The following is a 22199-nucleotide window of genomic DNA, read 5'->3' as shown; positions in this document are numbered from 1 at the left end:
TCGAACCGCATGTGCACCTACCATTTTGGCAACGTCTCGGTGACCCGGGTCACCGAGCAGCGTGGCCCCGGATTTACCCCGGAGATGCTGTACCCGGACTGGGACTCTCAGGCGTTGGAGCCGCACCGAACGCTGATGGTGCCGGACTGCTTCGACCCTTTGTTGAACCGCTTTATCGCCAGTATTCACACCTGGGTGGTCAAGACGCCACACCACACGATCCTGATCGACAGCTGTGCCGGCAACCACAAGGAGCGGCCCGGCATGCCGCGCTTTCACCAGCAGGAACTGCCGTTTCTGGAGCGCCTGGCCGAGGCCGGTGTGACCCCCGAGTCGGTGGACTATGTGATGTGTACCCACCTGCACGCCGACCACTGCGGTTGGAACACCCGGTTGGTGGACGGACGCTGGGTGCCGACGTTCCCCAACGCGAAGTACGTTTTTTCCAGGGCCGAACATGAGTATTGGCTCAACCAGATCGGCCAGGAGGGGTTCAACGCCAATGTGTTCGAAGACAGCGTGCTGCCGGTGATAGAGAAGGGCCAGGCGCTGATCGTCGACAACGAAGGCCTGATCAGCGATACGTTGCTGATCCACCCGACACCGGGCCACAGCGTCGGCCACCTGGCCATCGAGCTGTTGCATCACGCCCAGGGCGGGCTGTTCAGTGGTGACATCATGCACCAACCCTTGCAGGTGTTTCGGCCCGAGTGGAACAGTTGTTTTTGCAGCCACCCGGAACAGGCCCGAGCCTCACGTCGCTGGCTGCTGGAGCAGGCGGCAGAGCGCGGCTTGACGGTGTTCACCAGCCACTTCGCCAACACCTCCGCCGGTCTTGTGACCGAGGCGGGCGGCCAGTTTGACTGGCGGTTTATCTGAGTCCATGGGAGAACCTTCGATGTCCATCATCACCTGTAACGAATTCATGATCCCCAGCGATACACCCGGGATCGAACTGTATGTCCGCAATAAACACCGGGCGGATCTGGCGACCTGGTCGGGCGAAAAAACGCTGCTGTTCGTGGCCGGCTCGACGTATCCGGCCTCCAGCACCTTTGACCTGGCACTCGATGGCCAATCCTGGATGGATCAACTGGCACAACAGGGTTATGACACCTATCTGGTCGACGTCCGCGGGTATGGCCGCTCAAGCAAGCCGCCAGAAATGTTGCAGCCGGCAGAGGACAATCCTCCAGTAGTGCGCGCTCCCGTCGCAACCAGCGATGTGGCCGCCGCCGTGGCCTTTGTGCGTCAGCGTCGCGGGGTCAGTCGCATCAACCTGATCGGCTGGTCGTGGGGCACCTCGCTGATGGCGAGGTACACCGCCGAGCACAATGAGGCCGTGGTCAAGTTGGTGCTGGTGGCGCCACAGTGGCTTCGTGAAACGCCAAGCCTGGCAGACAACGGCGGCACGCTGGGTGCCTACCGCATCGTCAAGCGCACCGAGGCCAAGTCCCGCTGGTTGAATGGCGTACCGCAGGAGCGGCAGACAGCGGTGCTGCCCGAGGCATGGTTCGAAGCCTGGGCCGACGCCACATTCGGGCCGGGTGAAACACAACTCAAGGCACCCAATGGCACGGTGCAGGACAGCCGGGAGTTCTGGACGGCCGGCCGGCCACTGTACGACCCTTCACTGATCCGGGTGCCGGTGCTTATCGTGCACGCCGACGGTGATCGCGACTGCCCGCTCGAGTTGTCTCGTGCGGTGTTCTCGAAGCTGACCCAGGCCGCCTATCGGCGCTGGGTGGAAATCGGTGAGGGGACGCACAGCCTGTTCATGGAGCGCAATCGTTGGCAGGTGTTCGGGGCTGTGCAAGCGTTTCTGGATGAGCGCGCCCCGTATCAGGCGAGCCCTGCAAATGCGTTGAGCGTGTCGCCTTCCATCCGATAACGCACCCACTCGGGTTGCGGTTTGGCGCCAATGGACTGATAGAACTGAATGGCCGGCTCATTCCAATCCAGGACGCTCCATTCAAATCGGCCACACCCTTTGTTGCACGCTTCACGCGCGAGGAACTGAAGCAACAACTTGCCGGCGCCAACGCCCCGATGTTCAGGGCTGATGTAGAGGTCCTCCAGATAAAGACCATTGCGGCCCAGCCAGGTGGAATAGCTGAAAAAGTACAGGGCAAAACCGATGGGCTGATCGCCCCTCGAACAGATCAGCGCATGCGCGGCTGCCCCCTCGGCAAACAGCGTGCGTTCGATGTCTTGGACGGTGGCGGTCACTTCCTGCCTGGCCCGTTCATAGTCAGCCAGTTCCGTGATGAAGGCCAGGATCTGGGGCGCATCGCTGGGCCGGGCCGGACGAATATGAAGTTCCACGATGATGTCTATCCACTTGAGAAAAGGAGGACTGATGCTAGATGAAGCCATACACTGCATGTACTGCAATCTCTTCAGCTTAAAGTGAATATCATGCATTCAGTGCTGCGCCGTCTTGATCTCAATCTGCTGCTGACGTTTGACGCCTTGTATCGCAATCGAACGGTGACGAATGCCGCCAGCGAACTGGCGATCAGCGCGTCAGCTTTCAGCCACGCCCTGGGCCGCTTGCGCGAGGCGTTGAACGATGAGCTTTTTATCCGACAAGGTAATCGCATGCATCCGACCCAGCGTGCAGACCTGTTGGCGTCGGCGGTGAGTGAAAGCCTGAGAATTCTTTCCGATCAGTTGGGCCAGTGGGAGCCCTTCAATCCGGCAACCAGTCAGCGCACCTTTGTCTTCGCGGCGACCGATTACACCGCATTTGCCTTGTTGCCGGGGCTGGTCGACCGGCTTCAGCAGGTTGCCCCGAACCTGTGTTTGCGAGTGGTCTACTCCGACCGCAAGGTCTCCATCGAGGACTTGGCGTGCGGGCGTATCGATTTTGCCCTGGGCTACAGTGAGGATCGCGACGCGCTGCCCGCCGGGGTCGATAGCGAGGATTGGCTGACGGGCGAGTACATTGTCATTGCCAGCCAGCAGCATCCGAGAATCCAGGGGGCTCCGGATCTATCCCGCTATCTCGCCGAGAAACATGCGGTCATCACGCCTTGGGGTGAGAAGCGCGGCGTGGTCGACCATGTCCTGGACGGCATGGGGTTGAAGCGCAAGGTCGCCTTGCAGCTTCCTGCGGTGATGATCGCACCCTTCATCATTGCCGGGAGCGAATTACTGATGACCATTCCTCGTCATGCGGCTGAAACACTCCGAATGGCGACCACCATTGCCCTGTACCCGGCGCCGTTTGCCATTCCTCCCTACACGCTGAAGCTCTACAGCCACAGTAAATACGCGCGCAGCGACGGGCATGCCTGGATGAGCGGGCAACTGCAAGCGTTGTTTACAGAGGGCAATCGTCAGTCAAAAAACACCCTCTCGCCATAAGTCAGTCACGCCATCGGGTCAACGAACGGTTCATGCAACATCGGATGACTGCCGGCAGCCGCAGCCTGCAGCCACTCTCTCAAGGCTCGAATTTTCGGTAGCTGCGCCCGGTGCGCCGGGTAAATCAGAAAGTAGGAAATACCCTGGTTGAGCTCGATATCAAAGGGCGCGACCAGCACGCCATCGTTCAGGCTTTCGCGCACCAGGTTCAGGTCCCCCAATGCGACGCCGTGCCCGCGCGTTGCCGCCGATAGCGCAAGGTCCAGGGTGTCGAACGATTGCCCTCGATGGGCTGCCACGCCTTCTACGCCAGCCGCTTCCAGCCAACGGCTCCAGCCCTGTACCGGAAAGCAATGCAGCAGCGGCAAGTGCTTCAGGCCAGCGGGCTCGGTGAGGTGTTTGGCCAGTTCCGCCGAACAGACCGGCGTCAGTCGCTCCGGCATCAGGGGGATGGCTTCGACGTCTTTCCAGTCCCCGCGACCTTGAATGATCGCGGCGTCCACGTCGCTGTCTTCGAACCGCGGCTCCCAGGCGTCGTAGGTCGTCACCCGCACGTCCATGTCCGGCATTATCGCACGCAGCCCCGGCAAGAGCGGCAGGAACCAGCGTGTCGCCAGGGTCGGCGGCATGCGCAGGGTCAGGACCTGGCCGGCGTTGCGCAGGCTGTTGCACAGGCTGGTCAGGCGCGCAAAGGCGTCTTCGACCACCGGTAGCAGTGCTTCTGCTTCAGGCGTCAGGCGCAGGCCGGTCTTGTGGCGGATGAACAGCACGACCCCCAGATGCTCTTCGAGCTGTTGCACCTGGCGACTGATCGCACTCTGGGTGACGAACAGCTCCTTGGCGGCGCGACTGAAGGTGCCGCAACGAGCCGCCGCGGCAAACACCTCCAGGGCGTGCATGGGCGGCAAACGCCGGTTGAAGACAGGGCTGTCCAATACATGATCTGAAAGCATGGATCGCATGAGAATTTACCGCGTTTACTCTTGTATCCGCGCAGCTTAGCTTAGTTGGGTCGACTCACATAACGCTGTTTATCGCATGGATACATCAGTGAGTCCGCTTCTCTTGCCCTTCTCTGGAGCCGCTACGCGATGAAGATCAAAAGCATCAAGGCCACGCCCATCAACCTGCCCCTGGACGCCCCCTATGTCTGGGTGTTCGGTGAGCTGCCGGGCTTTTCCACGACCATTATCGAAGTTGAAACCGAGGACGGACTGGTCGGCTTGGGAGAGGCGCCGTCGTGGCAGGCGGCAGCGATCATTCGCGAGCAGATCGCGCCGAAGCTGCTGGGCCATGATGCCTTTGATATCGCCGGCGCCGAGTTCCTCTGCCTGCCTTACTTCGCGGGGGTCCAGAGCATCAACGACAACGCCCGGATCACCGCCTTCGGTGCCGTGGAGATGGCGCTGTGGGACCTGCGCGGCAAGGCCTGGAAGCAGCCGCTGTATCAACTGCTGGGCGGGGCGGTACGCAAGGACATTCCGTTTACCGACTACTTCTCCTTGCGCAACGACGGCCCGCTGCAACGGGATGGCACCCGGGTACGCGGCGAGCAGACCCCGGAAGCGGTGGCCGATTACTGCGTGATGCTCAACGAGACCTACGGCACGACGTTCTTCGAGGGCAAGTTTTCCACCCATGACCCGAAAGTGTCCCTGCGCATGCTGGAGCTGATTCGCCAGCGCCTGGGGGATGACGTGATGCTGCGCATCGATTCGAACCAGGCCTACTCGCTGGCCACGGCGCGGCGACTGATTGGTCCGCTGGAAGAACTGGGCGTGCGCAATTGGGAAGACCCGGTCTCGACCCTCGATGAAATGATCGAACTGCGCCGCCATTGCTCGATCCCGTTTTCCACCCATAACACTGACATCGCCCGGGCGATGGTGCACAAGGTGCCCGATGCGATTGTCGGCAACCCCGCGGTCCTCGGCGGTATCGGCCGACTGGTCCGCTTCATCGGCGCTTGCGAGCACGCCGGTATCGACTTCTGGTGCTACAGCGGCGATTCGGGGGTAGGCAGCGCGGTGTACCTGCATCTGTGTGCGGCGCTGGGCTGGATTCGCGAACCGAATCAGTCGCTGTTTCGCATGCAGGTGACCGATGTGATCGAAGAGGGGCCGTTCGTGCCACGCCACAACACCGTGCGCGTACCAGAGGGGCACGGCCTGGGTGTGACGCTGTCCCAGGAACGCCTGGCGCAGGGCCATAAACACTTCCTCGAACACGGCCCGATGAACAAATACCACGATCCGCAAAAGCCCGGCACTTTCCGCCGTCTGCCGCTCGTTTGATCTTTTTCCGGAGGTATTGCCATGCATCAGAGTGTGATTGATCGTGCTTATGCGCTGTTGTCCGAGCGGCGCCCGGATTGGGGGCTGGAGCAGCCCTTTTATGTCGATCGGGATTTCTTCGAACTGGAAATGCAGGTGTTTTTCCGCCGCCAGTGGCTGTTCGCAGCCATGACCTGCGAGATCCCCAAGCCCAGTGACTGGTTGCGGGTGGAAGTAGGGCGCGACTCGGTGATCATCATCCGGGGCCAGGACGGCGAGGTGAACGCGTTCCATAACACCTGCCGCCATCGCGGCTCACGGATATGCCTGGAGGAACGCGGCAGCACCCGACGACTGGTCTGCCCGTATCACCAATGGTCCTATGACCTGGAAGGGCAACTGATCGGCACGCGCCTGATGGGCGATGAGTTCGACCGTGCCGACTTCCAATTGGCGCCGGTGGCGGTGGGCATTGCCGGTGGCTACATCTTCATCAATTTCGCCGATGAGCCGAGCGACTTCGAGCCGTTTCGCCGGGACGTCGAACCCTATCTGCTGCCCCATGGCCTGGACGATGCCAAGGTGGCCTGCACCCAGACGCTGGTGGAAAAGGCCAACTGGAAACTGGTGATCGAGAACAATCGCGAGTGCTACCACTGCGTGGGCTCACACCCGGAGCTGATGCACATCATCACCGAGTTCGACGATCCGAATGACCCGCGCATCAAGCCCGAATACAAGGCGTTGGTCGAGCGCAAGGCGGCGGACTGGGACCGCCTGGGCATTCCTCATGCCCATACCCAGGGCAACGACCGTTACCGCGCCGTGCGCCTGCCCTTCAGCGAGGGGAGTGTGTCGATGACGGTCGACGGCAAACCGGGGTGCTCACGCTTGCTGGGCAAGCTGACCGACCCCGACCTGGGCTCGGTGCGCCTGATGAGCCTGCCCAATACCTGGAACCATATCCAGGCGGACCACGCCGTGACCTTCCGGGTGTTGCCGATCGGTCCGGAGGAGACCCTGGTGACCACCCACTGGCTGGTGCACAAGGATGCCCGCGAGGGCGTGGATTATCACGTCGATCGGCTCAAGGAAATCTGGGCCGTGACCAACGACCAGGACCGTCTCCTGGCAGAAAACAATCACCTGGGGATTCGTGGCAGCGCCTATCGCCCCGGTCCGTACTCCGAGTTGATCGAAGGCGGTACGCGCGACTTCATTCGTTGGTACGCCGATCAATTCCTGGCCGAGCTGGCACCGCTGGCTCAAACCCACCTTATCCATCGGGAGAGCGCAGCATGAGCACCTCATTGATCGTCAGTCTCGCTGACATCGAAAACCGTACCGCCGCCGCACTGGTTGCCAGCCATGTCAGCCCCGACAACGCACGGGCTGTGGCGCGCTCGATTGCCTTTGCCGAGCGTGACGGGCAGCAGATCGTGGGCTTGTCCTACCTGCCAACCTATTGTGATCACGCCGCGTGCGGCAAGGTTGACGGAAATGCGCAACCGAGTGTCGAGGCGCGGGCCCCTTCACTGATTCGTGTCGATGCGCGAACCGGTTTCGCCCATCCGGCGTTGGCCGTGGGCATGCCCTTGCTGGTCGAGTCCGCACGGCGCCAGGGCATGGCGGCGCTGGCGGTCGGGCAGTCCTACGCCTGCGGTTCGCTGGGTTATTTTGTCGAAGAACTGGCCGAACAGGGGCTGGTAGCCCTGATGGTCGCCAACGCCTCGCCTTCGATTGCCCCCCATGGCGGCAAACAGGCGTTTTTCGGTACCAATCCGTTGGCCTTTGCAACGCCACGGCAAGGGCACCCGCCACTGGTGATCGATCAATCCTCCAGTGTCGTGGCCAAGGTGGCGGTGATTGATGCACACCGCCGTGGTGTCGCGTTACCGGCCGGTTGGGCCCTGGATGCCGATGGTCAGCCAACCACCGATGCCGATGCGGCAATGGCCGGCAGCCTGAGCTCGATCGGTGGCTACAAAGGCGCCAGCCTGGCCTTGCTGATCGACATCCTGGCCGGTGGGTTGAGCGGTTCCAACTTTTCCTTCGAAGCGTCTTCTTTCGGCGATTGTGAAGGTGGGCCGCCACGAACCGGACAACTGGTGATTGCTTTTGATCCGGCAGCCTTTGGTGGCGCGGCTTTCGTGGCGCGTACCGAAGCCCTGTTCGCTGCGCTGCAAACCGAACCCCAGGTGCGCCTGCCCGGTGCGCGTCGCCTGCAAGCGCGCCAGCGCAATGAAAACGGCATCGAAGTACCCCGCGAACTCTGGGACTTGATCGGCCGGTATGTCGCTCAGGGATCGCCCGTTGCGCGCACTGGAGGTGCCCAATGAGCCTGGTACTGCTTGACCAGCCGTTGAGCGTCGCGCAGGTGGCTGAAGTCGCCACTCGGCAAGCGGTACTGGAATTGTCGAATGCCGCGAGGACGCGCATCGACAACGCCCACGCCATCGTGCGCAGCGTGGTGGACAACAACCTGCGGGCCTACGGGGTCAATACCGGCGTCGGCGCACTGTCCGATACGGTGGTGCCGCCCGCGCAGCAAAAGGCCTTGTCACGCAACATCCTGATGAGCCACGCCGTGGGGGTTGGCAGGCCGCTGGGTGTCAGCGAAACGCGGGCGATCATGGTGGCTGCCATCAACAATTATGCCCATGGCTATTCCGGGCTGCGGCTGGAGGTGGTCGAGCGTCTGGTCCTGTTGCTCAACGCCGCTTGCACCCCACAGGTGCCACGTCATGGCTCGGTCGGTTACATCAGTCATATGGCGCATATCGGCTTGCTGTTGATCGGCCAGGGCCAGTGCGTGATGGACGGTGTGCGCCTGTCCGCCGCGGTCGCGCTCGATCGCCTGGGGGTCAAACCCCTGGTGCTGGAAGCGAAGGAGGGCCTGTGTCTGGTGAACGGTTCGCCCTGTGTCACGGGGCTGGGCAGTGTGCTGCTGGAGCGCACGCGTCGGCTATTGAACTGGGCGGATACCGTGGCCGCGCTCAGCTTCGAAACCCAGCGCTGCCAGATCCGTGCCTTGCACCCCGTGTCCATGGCGTTGCGCCAGTCGCCAGGACTGATGCACGTCAGCCAGCGGCTGAACACCTTGCTCGCCGGCTCGGGCATTCTGCTGGCCGCCGGCGGGCGCAAGACCCAAGACCCCTTGAGCCTGCGCAGCATTCCGCATGTCCATGGTGCGGTGCACGACGTATGGGCGCAGGCGCTGACTGTGGTCGAGCGCGAATTGGCCAGCGTCACCGACAATCCGGTGGTGTGCGGCAGCCCTGAAGCACCAGAGATTTATTCCCAGGCCCACGCGGTGGGGGCGGGCATTGGTCTGGCCATGGACCAGATCGCCGTTGCGGCGGCGCAACTGGGGGCCATCTGCGAGCGTCGTATCGATCGCATGGTGAACCCCTTGGTCAGCGGCCTGCCGCCTTTCCTGGCGGGCAGCAGCGGGGAGGAGTCAGGCTTCATGATCGCGCAATACACGGCCGCGTCACTGGTGGCGCAGAACCGTCGCCTTGCGGCCCCTGCCAGTCTTGACGGCGGGGTCACTTCCGGCTTGCAGGAGGACATCCTGTGCCACCCGACACCGGCGGCGTTGAAAGCCCACAAGATCCTCGACAACCTCGAAAGCCTGTTGGCCATTGAACTGCTGGCGGCTTGCCAAAGTTATGACCTCCTGGAGCCCGACCTGAAACCGGCACCCGCGACGCTGGCCATTTACCAAGCGGTGCGCACACGTGTGACGCGCTATGCCGATGACCGCCCACTGGGTGAAGACATTGCCGCGATCAGTCGACTCATTGCCCGCTATAGCCCCGACGACACGCTTTTTCTATGCAGGGTGCAATGAACACCGGTCAGAGAAAACCGCACAAGGGTAAGCCGAGAAGAGGGCGCATTGATGTTTGAAGTCATCGTCGTAGAGAAGCGCCAGGAGGCCGAAGGGATTTGCTGTTTCGAGCTGCGTCGTGAGGACGGACAGTCCTTGCCCGGCTTCACGGCGGGCGCGCATATCGATGTGCAAGTGAGCACCACCATCACTCGCCAATATTCCCTGTGCAACAGCCCCCTGGAGCGTGATCGTTACTTGATTGCCGTGCTGCATGAGCCCCTCTCACGAGGCGGATCACGTGGCATGCACGAGGCAGTTGGCGTGGGAGATCGGCTATGGATCAGTACGCCGAAAAATCACTTTCCACTGACAGCCGGTGCGGGTAAATCAGTGTTGTTGGGCGGCGGTATCGGGATTACACCGGTGCTGGCGATGGCCTTTCAGCTCGCCCACGAAGGGGCTGAGTTTGAACTGCATTACTGCGCACGCGAGCCTCGGCGCGCAGCATTCCTGCAGCAGATGGCCGCGTCCGGTTTTGCCGACAGCGTGCACCTGCACTTTGACAGTGGCGAGCAGGATCAACGGCTGGACGTGAACCACGTGCTGGCTGCGCCTGATGCGGATACCCACCTGTACGTCTGCGGCCCGAAGGGTTTCATGGACCATGTGATAAACGCCGCGCACCGTCTGGGGTGGCCGACCGGGCAGATTCACCGAGAGTACTTTGCGGCGCCGGTCGTGGCGCACGATGTCGATCATGCCTTCGAAGTCGAGCTTGCGGATTCGGGGCTGGTCCTCCAGGTGCCGGCAGACAAGAGCGTGCTCGAAGTGCTGTGTGCCTCGGGCATCGAGTTGCCTGCTTCTTGCCGGCAAGGGGGCTGCGGTGCTTGCATGACAACGGTCATTGACGGGGTCCCGGATCATCGGGATGTCTTCATGAGCGATAAGGAGCATGCCTTGAACGACCTGTTCACGCCCTGTTGTTCGCGCTCGAAAACCCCGCGACTGGTGTTGGCGCTTTAGGGCGCCGAAGCTCTTGAGCCTAGCGTCCGGCCAGCCGGTGCAATGCCGGCAGCATCAGCGCCCAGATCAAGGCCAGCAGCACTGCGCTGGGCCATAGTCCCAACGGCAGGCCGATGCCTGCCAGTCTGGCGCCAGCCAGATAGGACAGTGGCCCGGCACAGGCGCCCAACAGGCTGCCCAGCCACCAGGGACGCGCGGTCCACCTCAGGCTGTGACGCAAGGTACTGGCAAACAGCAGCCAAAGGATGGCCAGCCAGAGGGGTAGCACTACCTGGGAACCGGGGAAATCAAACAGCCCAAGGTGCAGCAGGGCGCTGTCCAGGACCCAGCCGCAGGTCGCCACTTGCAACAACAGGCGCCACTCGTTGCGGTCGTCGGCAATCCACAGCAGATGGGCAGCCAGGCAGGCCATGGCAATCAACAGCAGCCACGGCCGTTGCGCGCCCAGCACGCAGGCAAACCAGCCGAGCTGGAACAATCCGGCGTTCAGCAACAGCCGCCCCTGCTTGCTCACACCGAAAGACCGCTGGCTACAAAGCCGATGCCGCAGTGATCGCAGTAAAAGCCCTCCACCAGTTGTTGCAATGGGGGCTCTTTCAGCAGCTCTGGTTTGCACTCATCAACAGCCAACTGATCCACACGTCGAAAGCCTGCCTTCTCCTCGCCGTTGAAACGCTTCCTGGGGCTGGCCGCGCCGATCAGCATTTTCTTCTCCCGGACGTGTTGGGCAGATCCACAGCGTGGGCATTCTTCAGGATTGTGCGACATAAGATGACTCGACTTGAGGCGGTAGTGGTTTTATGCCGGAGCAGGCGATGCTTTGCCATACCCATCATCCGTGGGTGTTGGCGGTGCTTTCGGCCGCGACGCCCGAAACCGGCTCGGATTGGCCCCAAACACTCTCAGCATCAACCGCCGCAAGGCAGTCGCGTCTTCATAACCCACGTGTGCCGCGACCTGCTCGATGGTCATCCGGCTGCTCTCGATCAATTGCCGGGCGCGGTTGAGTCGTACGCTCTGCAGGAGCGCCAGGGTGCTCTTGCCCGTGGCCGCCTGGATGTGGCGGGAGAGGGTGCGGGTGGACATCGCCAGCTCGTCCGCCAGTTCCACCACGCTGGGCAGGTCCGGCAGCGCCGACTCGATGCGTTGCGTCAGGCGGGTGACCAGGTCGTTGCCGTTGGACAGCATCATCGGGACGATAAACGGCGACTGGGCCTGGCGCCCGTCGATCAACAGCAGCCGGCCCACCTCGTCGGCCAGGGGAGCGCCAAACCGCGTGCGCAGCAAATGGAGCATCAGGTCGGTTTGCGCAAAGGCCGCGCCCGCCGTGGTCACCGGACCGTCGCTGCACACCATCCGGTCCGCGTCGACCACGCAGCGCGATTCGAGTCGACGCAGTTCGCCGGCCAGCCACCAGGAGGTTGTCGCCCGGCGCCCGGCCAGCAACTGCGCCGCCTGCAGCAGGAAAACCCCGGTACAGGATGCGGCCAGGGAACCGCCGCGTGCGCCATGGGCAGCAATGGCCGCAATCGCCAGTTGCGCATCGGCGCTCGCCAGCCTCGCGGGAATGTTCGCGGAACTCTCAAGCCCCAGGCCCGGAATGATCCAGGTGGACTGATCGTCGAGGGTGTTGTCAGGTATCGCGGTGGTTTCGAGGCTCAGCCCGCCACTCAGGACGACCGCTTTCCCCTCCGGGGAAACGATGCGCCAGGTGGGACGCGCCGCTTTCAGGCGCGGTGCCACCGCGACGGCAGCTCCGAGGATATCCAGGGTGGCCGCGACACTGCTGGCGTAGCTGCCGGGCAGGACCAGAAGGGTGAAATCATGCATTGTCATAAACCGCCGTAAAGGAGTCATAACGGACACTGGAAGCCTACAGGTTCGCGACGCCTAATGCATGACCTCTCATCCACTGGACTCCTCCATGCCCAACATTCTGTTGAAAATCCCCAAGGGCGCCTTTTCCGGTGACGCACGCGCCACGCTGGTTCGTGGCATCAACGAAGCCGCCGCCATTGCCGAGCAGATCCCGGCAGACCCCGGGAAGCGCTTTTTGTGCTGGGTCGTTATCGAGGAAGTCGAGCCGGGTAGCTGGACCTGCGGCGCGGTCGACATGACCACGCAGATCGTACCGTGCATCGTCACGGTTCATGTGCCGGCCGGGGTCCTCGACGAGGCATCGAGGGCTCGTTATGTCGAGTTGATACAGCAGGCGTTCATCGCGGCACAACCGGCCGATGACCCGCGCCGGTTGATGACCTCGGTGATGCTGCACGAGGTGGTCGACGGCGCCTGGGGCGCCAACGGGGTGATCTGGAACCTGCCGGCCTTCGCCAGGGCCGCAGGTTTTGAACACTTGCAGCACCTGGTGACGGGACGCGACTGACGACCCGGCGGCAATACCGGGTACTACAGCGAAAAGCGCGCCAGCATCCCGTCCAGCTCCGCGGCCAGGCGTCCCAGCTCCTGGCTGGCGGTGCTGGTCTGGGCGGCGCCGCTGGCCGTCTGCATGGACAGATCACGAATCAGCACCAGGTTGCGGTCCACTTCACGGGCCACCTGGGCCTGCTGCTCGGCGGCGGTGGCGATTACCTGGTTGCGCTCGTCAATGCCGGCCACCGAGCGGGAAATGCTCCCCAGCACGTCCTTCGCCACCTGCGCCCGTTGTCGCGTGCGGCCCGCCTGGGCGGCACTTTCGGCCAGGGCCTGGACGGTCTGGCCGGTGCCCAGGTGAATACCGTCCATCATCTGTTCGATCTCCCGCGTCGAGGCATCGGTGCGGTGTGCCAGGCCGCGTACTTCATCGGCCACCACGGCAAATCCGCGTCCGGCATCACCGGCCCGGGCCGCTTCGATGGCGGCATTGAGCGCCAGCAGGTTGGTCTGCGCGGCCACGCTGCGGATCACTTCCAGCACCTTGCTGATGCCCTGGGTCTCTGTCGCCAGGGCCTGGGCGCGCAGGCTGGCCTGTTCGACCTGATCGGCCAGGGCGCTGATGTCGGTCATGGTCTCGTCCAGTTGCTGCTGGCCTTCGCGCACGGCCGTGTTGGAGCCGCGCGATTCGGTGGAGGTTTCCAGGGCATTGCGGGCCACTTCCTCGACCACCTGGCTCATCTGTGTGACCGCCGTGGCGGCCTGTTCGATCTCGCCGCATTGCTGCTGCAGGTCCTGGGCGCTGTCGTGCATGATCGCGCCCATCTCCTGGGTCGCCGCATTCAGGCGGCCAACGGCGCCACCGATCTGTTGGATCACCGCATGCAACTGGTCGCGCATATGCCCGAGCATCTGCAGCAGTTGGGCTACTTCGTCCTGGCCATGGGCGACCACCACCTGGCTGAGATCGCCGGCGGCGACGGTCTTGGCCACCTGCAAGGCCTGGCGCAGCGGCCGGGTGATGCTCACGCTCAGCCGCCAGGCCTGCAACAGCATCAGCGCCAGTGCCACGCCGATGACGATGGGCAGCAGTAACTGCACCTGGTGAAAGGTGCCGGCGGTGTTTTCCAGGGCTTGCGCGGTGGTCTGCTTGTTCAGTTCTCGGAGCAACTGCACCTGCATGTCCATCAATGAGCCCTGGTTGGACAGGTCGTTGCTGGACAGGTTGGCGGCCTCGCTCATTTTCTTCTGCTCGACCAGGTCGATGGCCTGCTTGAACAGGGTGACAAATTGCTTTGCGGCGTCCTGCAGCAACTTGATCGAATCGCGCTCGGTGCCTTCCGGGACCTTGGCCAGGTAGTCGGTGAACCCCTGGTCCACCTCGGTGCTGAGCTGTTGCAGGTTGATCTTGCGGTTGACCAGTTCGGCCGGGTCGTTGGCATACACCAGCAACAGCGCGGCCTCGGTGCGCATTTTGGCCAGGTCGATGGCGATGGCGTCGGCCTGGGCGATACTCGACAGCGGTCCTTGCTCGATCAACTCGCCCTCATGGCGAATATGCTGCATCGCCACCAGGCACAATCCGCCGATAGCGGCCAGCAGCAGGGCACACAGGCCGAAACTGGCCAGCAGGCGCTTGCCGATGCTCAGGCGGCGCAGCAGGGCGGGACGGTGTGACGGCTTGCGGAGAAAGGCAAAACGAAGGTTCACGGGCGCGGGCTCTTATGAGAACTACGCCAGCGGTTGTAGCAGGGCTGCGTGATGGCTTTATGTCATTAATGTGGATGTAGAAAATTTAATGTTGGGCGGCTGCTGATGGCGCAGCCCGAACGTCGAGGGCGGGCTCAAGGCAATCAATAAAATAGGTGTTGACTTATTTAATAATCCAAAATTCAACTTGCCAATATCCGACCAATTCCCTCCGGTAATGCCCTCGATCCAGATGAAAAGCGAGCTTTGCTTTAAGGCCAAAAAGCGGATTGTGACGGTCAAAACCGGAGCAGCAGCCATCATATTCGCTTTACCGAATATTCGTAAAAGCATATATTCGATTTTCCATATGTGCAGAGACCCGCCATGAGCCTTGCTATCAAAGTGCTTTTCGTCTGTGTTGCCAATTCTGCCCGCTCTCAGCTTGCAGAGGCTTTGCTTAGACATACCGATTCGCGCTTCGAAGCCTTCAGTGGGGGCTCCGAGCCGTCTGACGTCGACCCGCGCACGGTTCAGGCGTTGGATGCCGTTGGGGTCGATGCAGCCGGCCTGCGTAGCAAGTCCATCAATGAGTTTCGCACTGAGCGATTCGATTACGTCATTACCCTCTGTGACAAGTCCGCCATCGAGTGTCAGTCGATGCCAGGTGCGGGTGAATTCATCGCGTGGGATTTTCCTGACCCGGTGACCAGCGATGATCCCAGTGCATTTCGACATACGCTCCATGACATCCACGAGCGCATCAAGTTCTTCGTTTTGGTCAAGACCAAACACCTGGAGGATCTATGACAGACCCCATGAACCCCACCACGTTATTCAAGTGCCTGGCGGATGACACGCGAACTAAAATTACGCTGCTCGTTGTGAGTCAAGGCGAGCTGTGTGTCTGCGAACTGACAGCTGCCCTGGAGCTGAACCAGCCCAAGATTTCTCGTCACTTGGCGCTGCTTCGTTCCGCCGGTTTGCTGATGGATCGTCGCCAGGGGCAGTGGGTGTACTACCGACTGCATCCCGATTTGCCTGACTGGGTGGCTGCAGTTTTAAAAGACGTGGTGGATGCCAATCAACAGTGGTTGGAAAGCGAGGTCAAGCGCCTGTGTAGCATGAGTGACCGTCCCATCAATCAGGCCGTGTGCAGTTGATTCACTTCCAAACCGGGTCAGTGAAATGCCGAGCTCCGAGCGAAAGGCGTCCGCCGAAGAGCTGTCCAGGCGCGTCAACCAGCGATCCATCTAACGACACCACGAGAAAACCGTATGAGTCAGATCACGATCTACCACAACCCGCAATGCGGTACCTCCCGCAACACCTTGGCGTTGATCCGCAACAGCGGAGAAGAGCCGACGGTTATCGAGTACCTGAAGACTCCACCTGATCGCGCCACGCTTGTCAGGCTCATTGGGGATATGGGGATCGAGGTGCGAGCCTTGCTTCGTATCAAAGGCACTCCGTATGAGGAGCTGGGACTGGGCGATGCATCACTGACTGACGAACAGCTCATCTCTGCCATGATGACTCATCCCGTTCTGATCAACCGTCCCATCGTCGTGACTCCGTTGGGGACACGCTTGTGTCGTCCGTCAGAAGCGGTTCTCGACCTGCTACCACAAGAGCAGCGCGCAAGCTTCGTCAAAGAGGACGGACAAGTCGTCATTGATAAGCATGGTCGCAGGGTCTGAATCGACGTTGAAGCGCAAGGTGAATGAGCCTGGAGGAGGGATAGAGGTGAGTCAGAATGCGACGTTTGATGTTGTGGTCATTGGCGGTGGTCAATCCGCGCTGACGGTCGCCTATTTTCTGAAGCGGTCAGGCTTGTCTTACGTATTGCTCGATGCCGGGGCGGCACCGGGTGGGGCCTGGCGGCATGGATGGGATTCGCTGCGACTCTTCTCGCCGTCTGCATGGAGTTCAATTGCGGGTTGGCCGATGCCGGCTGTACCCGACGGTACTCCTGGGCGGGATGACGTTGTCGACTATCTGACCCAGTACGAGCGCCGGTATGACTTTCCCGTTATCCGTTCCACACGGGTAACCCGTGTCGAGAGGGTCGACGGCGGGTTGCGCGTTGTCTCAGGAGATCGTTACTGGAACGCCAAAGCGGTCATCAGCGCAACAGGCACCTGGAGCTGTCCGGTGATTCCCACCTATCCAGGGCAAGCGCTGTTCGAGGGGCAGCAGATCCATTCGGCGCATTACATTGGGCCGGGTGCTTTGGAGGGAAAGACGGTACTCGTCGTCGGCGGTGGCAACTCAGGGGCCCAAATCTACGCCGAAATTTCAAAAGTGGCAGAGGCGACCTGGGTGACTCAAGAAGCCCCAGCGTATCTTCCAGATGAGGTCGACGGCCGCGTTCTGTTCGAACGAGCCACCGCTCGACTGAAGGCGCAACAGGAGGGGCTGGAGCCTCAACAGCCCGTAGGAGGGCTTGGCGACATCGTGATGGTGCCCTCTGTAAAGGAGGCTCGTGAACGCGGTGCGCTGAATGCGGTGCGGCCATTCACGCACTTCACGTCAACCGGCGTTGTGTGGCCATCCGGAAGCGAGACGAAGGTGGACGCCGTGATCTGGTGCACCGGCTTTTCTCCCGCGCTCGACCACCTGATCAGCCTCGGTGTCGTCGGTCCGGATGGCAGAGTCATCGTGACTGAAAACCGTAGCGTGGATTTACCCAATTTATGGCTGGTGGGCTACGGCGATTGGACGGGGCTCGCCTCCGCTACATTGATCGGAGTGACCCGTACCGCTCGAGACGTGGTCAAGCACGTGCAACGCTATCTTGCCGGGGTAGCCTGATGGCTGATGCTGCCTCGCCCAAAAGCCGGAGTGTTACGTTAATTGGCTCAATCGGGTGTAACCAGATTCTGGCGTGGGGCTCGACGTTTTATCTGCCGGCAGTTATCGCCGTTGCCGCGAGCGACTGAGTCTCACCGGGCGAAAAAGCCCCCGTACGCGCCCGCTGATCCACGTCTAGTGTGGATCGCTTTGCTCCTCACGTTGCATGCATTCCTGGTGCAGATTGGCCCCCACTGGCTAATTTGGATCATGGCCGGAATACTGGGTATCGGCGCTTTGGTCGCATTCACCAAACTACGAGCATTCGTCCCATCAACGGCCTGAACAGCAGCGCTTCGTGGGAGGAGGGCTGCAAGCTCTTCAGTCACTGCGCTCAACGCATGCAACACCCGCCGGGTGGCCCTACTTTGAATCAACTTCAAGTTGGGGGAAGAGAAGGGGCTCCAATGGTGGGGTTGACTGGCACAGCCCGAGCCGCCAGTAGCCGACGTCGTGCCATTTACCCAGCTTGAAGCCTACCTCCGGATAGGTGCCGATGTGTACGAACCCCAGCGACTCGTGGAGGCCCACGCTGCCTTCATTGGGCTGCGCAATGCCAGCGTACGCTGCGCGAAACCGCTGTTTATCAAGTATGGGAAGCATTGTCTCGTAGAGTTGGCGGCCAACGCCCTGACGGCGAGCTGACTCGGCTATGTACACCGTCACGTCCACGGCCCATCGGTAGGCCGGACGAGCCCGGTGCTGGCTTGCGTAGGCGTACCCCTTGATCTCTCCGTCTTCTTCGGCCACCAGATAGGGGTATGTCTGAAGCGTCGTCGCTATTCGCTGAGCGATGTCCTCAACGCTGGGTGGCGTCTCTTCAAATGAGATTGCTGTTTTTAGAACAATGGGGGCATAAATGCCCTGGATGGCGTGTGCATCTGCGACTACCGCCGTACGAATGTTCAAAGCCATTCAGGTCGCCCCTGATTCAAAAAAGGAACAGTACCTTTTCTGAATCACCTTTGGACATGTCCGAAATATGAAAATGTGAGTGACCTCAGAATCGTCACGCGCCTAGGGCTTCCATCAGATCCCGACCGAAGGCCGTGGCGACGTACATGTGATCTGTTCGCGGCCTCTCAACCGGCAGAGGAAACGAAGGTAATGACCGTGCTGGCGATGGGGCAGAGGAACACTGCGGGCCGCCAGCGTCTCGCAAAATCCCGAGTGGGGCATGCGCGCCGGGAGATGATGAGCCGCAGCTTCACCACGCGGCTGGATCAGCTTTGGCGGGTGTCTTGTTGCTGAGCCCAGAGGAGGCGTCACGAAGTGTCATGGCTGACCCTCTTTTTTGGGTGAGATCCCGCCGCTAATAAAATCAATCACTTACGGAACGGCAAAAAAAGAGGGGTAAACTGGCAATTATTGGGGATTTGCCTTTGCAGGCAGAGCCTTATCACCGAAAGTGTCTAGCTCACTGCCGTGTAGGCAGCTCAGAAATACAAGTTCGCCGACAAGTCCACCGCGCAGATGCTCACTGCCGTGTAGGCAGCTCAGAAATGTCTGCCGAAAAATGATCTGGCGATCCGAAAGCTCACTGCCGTGTAGGCAGCTCAGAAAATTCGCGCAGGAATTCATCATATCCACCCAGGGCTCACTGCCGTGTAGGCAGCTCAGAAAATACGTCGCGGAGTTCGTTCGACTGCTGGTGGGCTCACTGCCGTGTAGGCAGCTCAGAAAAGAGCCTTGTCGAACATCACTTCAGCAATCTTGCTCACTGCCGTGTAGGCAGCTCAGAAAATCGACGTTCAGCCAGTCATCCAGCGAGTTGTGCTCACTGCCGTGTAGGCAGCTCAGAAAAATCAGGTCGGCGCAACTTGTGCTGTGGAAGAGCTCACTGCCGTGTAGGCAGCTCAGAAAAAGACCATCCCTACGACCATTGAGCGCAAAGGGCTCACTGCCGTGTAGGCAGCTCAGAAATACAATGGCGACTTCGAAGGCGCTGACTGGATGCTCACTGCCGTGTAGGCAGCTCAGAAAAAGAACCTTATCGATGCTGCACGGAACCACATGCTCACTGCCGTGTAGGCAGCTCAGAAATTTGCGCGTGAGGGGATTGTGCATTCTGTTGCGCTCACTGCCGTGTAGGCAGCTCAGAAATAACGCGTCTACCACTTCATCGACGGACTTGGGCTCACTGCCGTGTAGGCAGCTCAGAAAGATCGGTGGAACGATGAATTTCACCGATGCAGGCTCACTGCCGTGTAGGCAGCTCAGAAACAACTGGTGGGCAAAGACCGCCTGGCTGGCACGCTCACTGCCGTGTAGGCAGCTCAGAAATTCAACGTTTGCAAAGTACGAACGCGGAGAAAGCTCACTGCCGTGTAGGCAGCTCAGAAAACAGCCATTTGAAGACCTTGTGCCCGTTGTCTGCTCACTGCCGTGTAGGCAGCTCAGAAAATGGTGGTCAGGCTGCCACCACAGATCCCCCATGCTCACTGCCGTGTAGGCAGCTCAGAAAGCACATGTGCACCTGCTGGGTCTTTGTGAACGGCTCACTGCCGTATAGGCAGCTCAGAAATTGACCGTCGGAACACCGGCCTCGATGTGAGCGCTCACTGCCGTATAGGCAGCTCAGAAATGTCGCGCCTGGCGGGCTGGAAAAAGGTTGTGGCTCACTGCCGTATAGGCAGCTCAGAAATTCAGGCCGTCGAACGACTTGAACAGCTCGGCGCTCACTGCCGTATAGGCAGCTCAGAAACAGAACTAGAACCACACACCGGCGGCTAGGCCGTTCGCTGCCGTATAGGTGTTTATTGAGCGGGCCTAGTCAGTAGATGGAAGCCCGAAGCACATAGGTAACCTGATGTGGACGCTGTTCGCCCATTACTCCCAGTTGAGCGATGGAAGGCCGAAGTCGTACCAGATGGACCACAGGATAACCAGCAGACCGGCAAGCACCTCGCGGCGGCGATATAACACCAGGTAGCGCAATACCACGCTCAGGTCGGAACGACTCAATGCACGTAGGCTTTGCCCGTGGGACATCAGGCGCAACGCATCCTCAGGTGTGTCGTGGTGGCGGCGGGAGTCATAGCCATATCGACGATAGGCCCCTGATGAGCCGGTGTACCCCAGTAGGATTTCACCCTCTAGATGGATCAGGCGTGGCCTCAGGTTCAGGGACTCCATCAGGTCCGTAGCGCTGCTGACGATGGAGCTCACTCGGTCTTCGCCAAGGATGCCGATCGCATCGCCAGTGACGTCTATATTTGTACCGGCAAGGAGGTTGGTCTGCTGGTCCGAATAGAACAGTTGGCCCGCTGTATTGTTAAGACCGGTCCGCAGATCGCGAACGTGAGTAGCTCCCAATATTTGATACCAGTTGCGATCGGCCCGGCCATTCTGCAGGCGTTGCACCACAGTGTCCCAGGTTGCCACGAGGGTATTGGCGTTCATTGCTACGAACACCGCACGTACCACTGCCATCCGCTCGTCGACCCGGCTGTTCAAAACGCTCTGCACTGCTCTGCGGAGGAAATTGTCGGCCACGATATGCCGTAGGTGAAAGGCACCACCGCGGATATCGTCGAAGTTCGCCGCTGCCGTCTGGATTTCCAGTACCGACGGATTTTGATTGCCCAGTGCCTGCGCCTGCGCGTTGCCGAAGCTGGAGAGCGAGGTCTCGATTGTCTGCCTGCCGAAAGTACCTCGACGCAGACTGTGGGTGACAGGTGTGCGCCAGTCGGTGATGGCCGGTGGCTGCTGCTCCTCGTTTTCCTGATGCCGATGCAGGCGCCTTATCACCAGGATCAGCATCAACAGAAGCACGCAAACCGTGGTCATGACAGGGATGAAAAAACTGCTGGCATTGGGCAGGCCATTGTTTGGGTCATTAGTGTCAGGCATAGGCGTCCCTTCCGTGTGAGAGCCCCCAGGTGCCCATGCCGCGCAGACCTATCCAAGGCTTATACGCTGAGTATTGCTGCAGGATGACGAGGGCGATTGCTATCAGCGTGAAACAGTAGCAGCAATTGGAAAGCCCACAAGCATTGGCTCCATGAGCGCTGACTACCTCGCTCAATGTGCTGCAACATCTGAGCTGACTGTTGAGGCGCATCGATGCCCGTGTTGCGCCGCAGATGTTGTCTCGGCCAATCTCGTGAATGGGCTTGCTCTCAAGGTCGGTTGCCGATAAGCCTGCGAGCAGACCCTCTTTTTTCAAGATGAAATACCACCTTTAGAAATCAAAGACTTACAGGAGAGTGAAAAAATAGGGGTAAAGTTGGTGTTGCAGATCATTTGTCTTTTCGAACAATACGTTATCTTCGGATTGCTCTAGTTCACTGCCGTGCAGGCAGCTCAGAAACCAGAGAAAACCATCTTGATTGCCTCCCCCAGGTTCACTGCCGTGCAGGCAGCTCAGAAAGTATCACGAACGGTCACCTTCCGGCCCCAGTGGTTCACTGCCGTGCAGGCAGCTCAGAAATGATTGAAAAGTTTGTCAGCATGATTGTCTGCGTTCACTGCCGTGCAGGCAGCTCAGAAATCGATGGCTCTTCTCATGAATCTGTCAGCCTGGTTCACTGCCGTGCAGGCAGCTCAGAAAAGGTGCGCGATCAGCCGCGGGAAAGAGCAGGGGTTCACTGCCGTGCAGGCAGCTCAGAAACCTCTTTATTGGCATGCGGTTTGCCGTTGAGGGTTCACTGCCGTGCAGGCAGCTCAGAAAACTTACGAGCCTGCGTCATTGCCCATCAGCCTGTTCACTGCCGTGCAGGCAGCTCAGAAATAACCGGGTGAACCAACGAATGGAGAGAGTCAGTTCACTGCCGTGCAGGCAG

At 60.5% G+C, this 22199-nt stretch carries 22 protein-coding genes, 1 pseudogene and 2 CRISPR repeat arrays; of the genes and pseudogenes, 14 read left to right on the top strand and 9 right to left on the bottom strand.

Annotated elements, in window-relative coordinates; all coding sequences use genetic code 11:
• The first annotated feature begins 9 nt into the window (after nucleotides 1-9).
• Both HX851_RS42350 and HX851_RS42345 read left to right on the top strand, forming a co-directional pair.
• Nucleotides 10-879 carry an MBL fold metallo-hydrolase gene (locus HX851_RS42350; RefSeq protein WP_177063126.1) on the top strand — a complete coding sequence of 290 codons (870 nt, stop codon included), beginning with the start codon at nucleotides 10-12 and terminating at the stop codon, nucleotides 877-879.
• Between the two features lie 19 nt (nucleotides 880-898).
• A complete protein-coding gene (locus tag HX851_RS42345; protein ID WP_177063980.1) occupies nucleotides 899-1891 on the top strand; it encodes an alpha/beta hydrolase in 993 nt (330 codons plus the stop codon).
• On the opposite strand, the gene HX851_RS42340 is transcribed toward HX851_RS42345, so the two are convergent.
• Nucleotides 1843-2325 (bottom strand): GNAT family N-acetyltransferase, encoded by a 483-nt coding sequence (locus HX851_RS42340; RefSeq protein ID WP_177064098.1) that lies wholly within the window; start codon nucleotides 2323-2325, stop codon nucleotides 1843-1845. The genes HX851_RS42345 and HX851_RS42340 overlap by 49 nt on opposite strands.
• A 93-nt stretch (nucleotides 2326-2418) precedes the next feature.
• Here HX851_RS42340 and HX851_RS42335 point away from each other — a divergent pair, with 93 nt between their 5' ends.
• A complete protein-coding gene (locus tag HX851_RS42335; protein WP_177063979.1) occupies nucleotides 2419-3369 on the top strand; it encodes a LysR family transcriptional regulator in 951 nt (316 codons plus the stop codon).
• Between the two features lie 5 nt (nucleotides 3370-3374).
• Here HX851_RS42335 and HX851_RS42330 read toward each other — a convergent pair whose 3' ends face one another.
• Nucleotides 3375-4268: a LysR substrate-binding domain-containing protein gene (locus tag HX851_RS42330; protein WP_256262747.1), complete on the bottom strand. Its 894-nt coding sequence runs from the start codon at nucleotides 4266-4268 to the stop codon at nucleotides 3375-3377.
• A 192-nt stretch (nucleotides 4269-4460) separates the two neighbouring features.
• Between HX851_RS42330 and HX851_RS42325 the strand changes: the two genes are divergently transcribed.
• Genes HX851_RS42325 through HX851_RS42305 form a run of 5 tightly spaced genes read left to right on the top strand, consistent with a single transcriptional unit; the run spans nucleotide 4461 to nucleotide 10500 of the window.
• On the top strand, nucleotides 4461-5663 hold the full coding sequence (locus HX851_RS42325) for a mandelate racemase/muconate lactonizing enzyme family protein (protein WP_177063130.1): 1203 nt from the start codon (nucleotides 4461-4463) through the stop codon (nucleotides 5661-5663).
• A 21-nt stretch (nucleotides 5664-5684) separates the two neighbouring features.
• Entirely contained in the window at nucleotides 5685-6944 is a 1260-nt protein-coding gene (locus HX851_RS42320) for an aromatic ring-hydroxylating oxygenase subunit alpha (protein ID WP_177063977.1), read from the top strand.
• Nucleotides 6941-7981 carry an Ldh family oxidoreductase gene (locus tag HX851_RS42315; protein WP_177063976.1) on the top strand — a complete coding sequence of 347 codons (1041 nt, stop codon included), beginning with the start codon at nucleotides 6941-6943 and terminating at the stop codon, nucleotides 7979-7981. The genes HX851_RS42320 and HX851_RS42315 overlap by 4 nt, the downstream gene beginning before the upstream one ends.
• Complete coding sequence (locus HX851_RS42310) at nucleotides 7978-9495, top strand: HAL/PAL/TAL family ammonia-lyase (protein ID WP_177063975.1); 1518 nt, start codon at nucleotides 7978-7980, stop codon at nucleotides 9493-9495. The genes HX851_RS42315 and HX851_RS42310 overlap by 4 nt, the downstream gene beginning before the upstream one ends.
• 51 nt (nucleotides 9496-9546) lie before the next feature.
• Nucleotides 9547-10500, top strand: a complete 954-nt coding sequence (locus HX851_RS42305) for a PDR/VanB family oxidoreductase (protein WP_177063974.1) — start codon at nucleotides 9547-9549, stop codon at nucleotides 10498-10500.
• Between the two features lie 19 nt (nucleotides 10501-10519).
• On the opposite strand, the gene HX851_RS42300 is transcribed toward HX851_RS42305, so the two are convergent.
• From HX851_RS42300 to HX851_RS42290, 3 genes are all read right to left on the bottom strand, one after another.
• Nucleotides 10520-11014, bottom strand: a complete 495-nt coding sequence (locus tag HX851_RS42300) for a DUF2878 domain-containing protein (protein WP_177063973.1) — start codon at nucleotides 11012-11014, stop codon at nucleotides 10520-10522.
• The gene (locus HX851_RS42295; RefSeq protein WP_177063972.1) at nucleotides 11011-11205 is read right to left on the bottom strand and encodes a hypothetical protein; all 195 of its coding nucleotides are present in this window, start codon (nucleotides 11203-11205) and stop codon (nucleotides 11011-11013) included. Before HX851_RS42295 ends, HX851_RS42300 begins: the two co-directional genes overlap by 4 nt.
• A gap of 93 nt (nucleotides 11206-11298) precedes the next feature.
• Nucleotides 11299-12330 carry a GlxA family transcriptional regulator gene (locus HX851_RS42290; protein ID WP_177063971.1) on the bottom strand — a complete coding sequence of 344 codons (1032 nt, stop codon included), beginning with the start codon at nucleotides 12328-12330 and terminating at the stop codon, nucleotides 11299-11301.
• Nucleotides 12331-12424: 94 nt separating this feature from the next.
• Here HX851_RS42290 and HX851_RS42285 point away from each other — a divergent pair, with 94 nt between their 5' ends.
• Nucleotides 12425-12886, top strand: coding sequence for a tautomerase (locus HX851_RS42285; protein WP_177063970.1), 462 nt, complete (start codon nucleotides 12425-12427; stop codon nucleotides 12884-12886).
• A gap of 23 nt (nucleotides 12887-12909) precedes the next feature.
• Here the strand turns inward: HX851_RS42285 and HX851_RS42280 are convergent, their stop codons facing one another.
• On the bottom strand, nucleotides 12910-14583 hold the full coding sequence (locus HX851_RS42280; RefSeq protein ID WP_177063152.1) for a methyl-accepting chemotaxis protein: 1674 nt from the start codon (nucleotides 14581-14583) through the stop codon (nucleotides 12910-12912).
• Between the two features lie 57 nt (nucleotides 14584-14640).
• Nucleotides 14641-14916: a hypothetical protein gene (locus HX851_RS42275; RefSeq protein ID WP_177063969.1), complete on the bottom strand. Its 276-nt coding sequence runs from the start codon at nucleotides 14914-14916 to the stop codon at nucleotides 14641-14643.
• A gap of 33 nt (nucleotides 14917-14949) precedes the next feature.
• Here HX851_RS42275 and HX851_RS42270 point away from each other — a divergent pair, with 33 nt between their 5' ends.
• From HX851_RS42270 to HX851_RS42255, 4 genes are all read left to right on the top strand, one after another.
• Complete coding sequence (locus tag HX851_RS42270) at nucleotides 14950-15372, top strand: arsenate reductase ArsC (protein ID WP_177063153.1); 423 nt, start codon at nucleotides 14950-14952, stop codon at nucleotides 15370-15372.
• On the top strand, nucleotides 15369-15725 hold the full coding sequence (locus HX851_RS42265; RefSeq protein ID WP_177063154.1) for a metalloregulator ArsR/SmtB family transcription factor: 357 nt from the start codon (nucleotides 15369-15371) through the stop codon (nucleotides 15723-15725). Before HX851_RS42270 ends, HX851_RS42265 begins: the two co-directional genes overlap by 4 nt.
• Nucleotides 15726-15839: 114 nt before the next feature.
• Nucleotides 15840-16262 (top strand): arsenate reductase (glutaredoxin), encoded by a 423-nt coding sequence (arsC, locus tag HX851_RS42260; RefSeq protein WP_177063968.1) that lies wholly within the window; start codon nucleotides 15840-15842, stop codon nucleotides 16260-16262.
• A gap of 40 nt (nucleotides 16263-16302) precedes the next feature.
• Nucleotides 16303-17376, top strand: coding sequence for an ArsO family NAD(P)H-dependent flavin-containing monooxygenase (locus HX851_RS42255; protein ID WP_369680898.1), 1074 nt, complete (start codon nucleotides 16303-16305; stop codon nucleotides 17374-17376).
• A 402-nt stretch (nucleotides 17377-17778) separates the two neighbouring features.
• Here HX851_RS42255 and HX851_RS42250 read toward each other — a convergent pair whose 3' ends face one another.
• The gene (locus HX851_RS42250; RefSeq protein ID WP_177063156.1) at nucleotides 17779-18330 is read right to left on the bottom strand and encodes an arsinothricin resistance N-acetyltransferase ArsN1 family B; all 552 of its coding nucleotides are present in this window, start codon (nucleotides 18328-18330) and stop codon (nucleotides 17779-17781) included.
• A gap of 141 nt (nucleotides 18331-18471) precedes the next feature.
• On the opposite strand from HX851_RS42250, the pseudogene HX851_RS42245 reads away from it, so the two are divergent.
• Nucleotides 18472-18666, top strand: a pseudogene (locus HX851_RS42245) (DUF4113 domain-containing protein); the annotation flags it as partial.
• Nucleotides 18667-18830: 164 nt separating this feature from the next.
• A CRISPR array of direct repeats spans nucleotides 18831-20119; the repeat unit is 28 nt; unit sequence GCTCACTGCCGTGTAGGCAGCTCAGAAA.
• 125 nt (nucleotides 20120-20244) lie between these two features.
• On the opposite strand, the gene HX851_RS42240 reads toward HX851_RS42245, so the two are convergent.
• Nucleotides 20245-21267, bottom strand: coding sequence for a hypothetical protein (locus HX851_RS42240; protein WP_177063966.1), 1023 nt, complete (start codon nucleotides 21265-21267; stop codon nucleotides 20245-20247).
• Between the two features lie 432 nt (nucleotides 21268-21699).
• Nucleotides 21700-22147: a CRISPR direct-repeat array (repeat unit 28 nt; unit sequence GTTCACTGCCGTGCAGGCAGCTCAGAAA).
• Nucleotides 22148-22199 lie beyond the last annotated feature (52 nt).

Origin of the sequence: Pseudomonas gingeri (genome assembly GCF_013385635.1) — a bacterium.
Lineage (GTDB): Bacteria > Pseudomonadota > Gammaproteobacteria > Pseudomonadales > Pseudomonadaceae > Aquipseudomonas > Aquipseudomonas gingeri_A.
Note: the sequence above shows the minus strand (reverse complement) of the source record. Positions and strands in the feature narration are given on the sequence as shown.

What these genes read in the sequence shown, in the direction of transcription:
- HX851_RS42320 (WP_177063977.1), top strand. Translation starts at nt 5,685, where the DNA reads ATGCATCAGAGTGTGATTGATCGTGCTTATGCGCTGTTGTCCGAGCGG.
- HX851_RS42275 (WP_177063969.1), bottom strand. Translation starts at nt 14,916, where the DNA reads ATGCTTTTACGAATATTCGGTAAAGCGAATATGATGGCTGCTGCTCCG.
- HX851_RS42315 (WP_177063976.1), top strand. Translation starts at nt 6,941, where the DNA reads ATGAGCACCTCATTGATCGTCAGTCTCGCTGACATCGAAAACCGTACC.
- HX851_RS42270 (WP_177063153.1), top strand. Translation starts at nt 14,950, where the DNA reads ATGAGCCTTGCTATCAAAGTGCTTTTCGTCTGTGTTGCCAATTCTGCC.
- HX851_RS42305 (WP_177063974.1), top strand. Translation starts at nt 9,547, where the DNA reads ATGTTTGAAGTCATCGTCGTAGAGAAGCGCCAGGAGGCCGAAGGGATT.
- HX851_RS42250 (WP_177063156.1), bottom strand. Translation starts at nt 18,330, where the DNA reads ATGGCTTTGAACATTCGTACGGCGGTAGTCGCAGATGCACACGCCATC.
- HX851_RS42290 (WP_177063971.1), bottom strand. Translation starts at nt 12,330, where the DNA reads ATGCATGATTTCACCCTTCTGGTCCTGCCCGGCAGCTACGCCAGCAGT.
- HX851_RS42345 (WP_177063980.1), top strand. Translation starts at nt 899, where the DNA reads ATGTCCATCATCACCTGTAACGAATTCATGATCCCCAGCGATACACCC.
- HX851_RS42240 (WP_177063966.1), bottom strand. Translation starts at nt 21,267, where the DNA reads ATGCCTGACACTAATGACCCAAACAATGGCCTGCCCAATGCCAGCAGT.
- arsC (WP_177063968.1), top strand. Translation starts at nt 15,840, where the DNA reads ATGAGTCAGATCACGATCTACCACAACCCGCAATGCGGTACCTCCCGC.
- HX851_RS42350 (WP_177063126.1), top strand. Translation starts at nt 10, where the DNA reads ATGTGCACCTACCATTTTGGCAACGTCTCGGTGACCCGGGTCACCGAG.
- HX851_RS42335 (WP_177063979.1), top strand. Translation starts at nt 2,419, where the DNA reads ATGCATTCAGTGCTGCGCCGTCTTGATCTCAATCTGCTGCTGACGTTT.
- HX851_RS42295 (WP_177063972.1), bottom strand. Translation starts at nt 11,205, where the DNA reads ATGCTGATCGGCGCGGCCAGCCCCAGGAAGCGTTTCAACGGCGAGGAG.
- HX851_RS42330 (WP_256262747.1), bottom strand. Translation starts at nt 4,268, where the DNA reads ATGCACGCCCTGGAGGTGTTTGCCGCGGCGGCTCGTTGCGGCACCTTC.
- HX851_RS42285 (WP_177063970.1), top strand. Translation starts at nt 12,425, where the DNA reads ATGCCCAACATTCTGTTGAAAATCCCCAAGGGCGCCTTTTCCGGTGAC.
- HX851_RS42325 (WP_177063130.1), top strand. Translation starts at nt 4,461, where the DNA reads ATGAAGATCAAAAGCATCAAGGCCACGCCCATCAACCTGCCCCTGGAC.
- HX851_RS42265 (WP_177063154.1), top strand. Translation starts at nt 15,369, where the DNA reads ATGACAGACCCCATGAACCCCACCACGTTATTCAAGTGCCTGGCGGAT.
- HX851_RS42310 (WP_177063975.1), top strand. Translation starts at nt 7,978, where the DNA reads ATGAGCCTGGTACTGCTTGACCAGCCGTTGAGCGTCGCGCAGGTGGCT.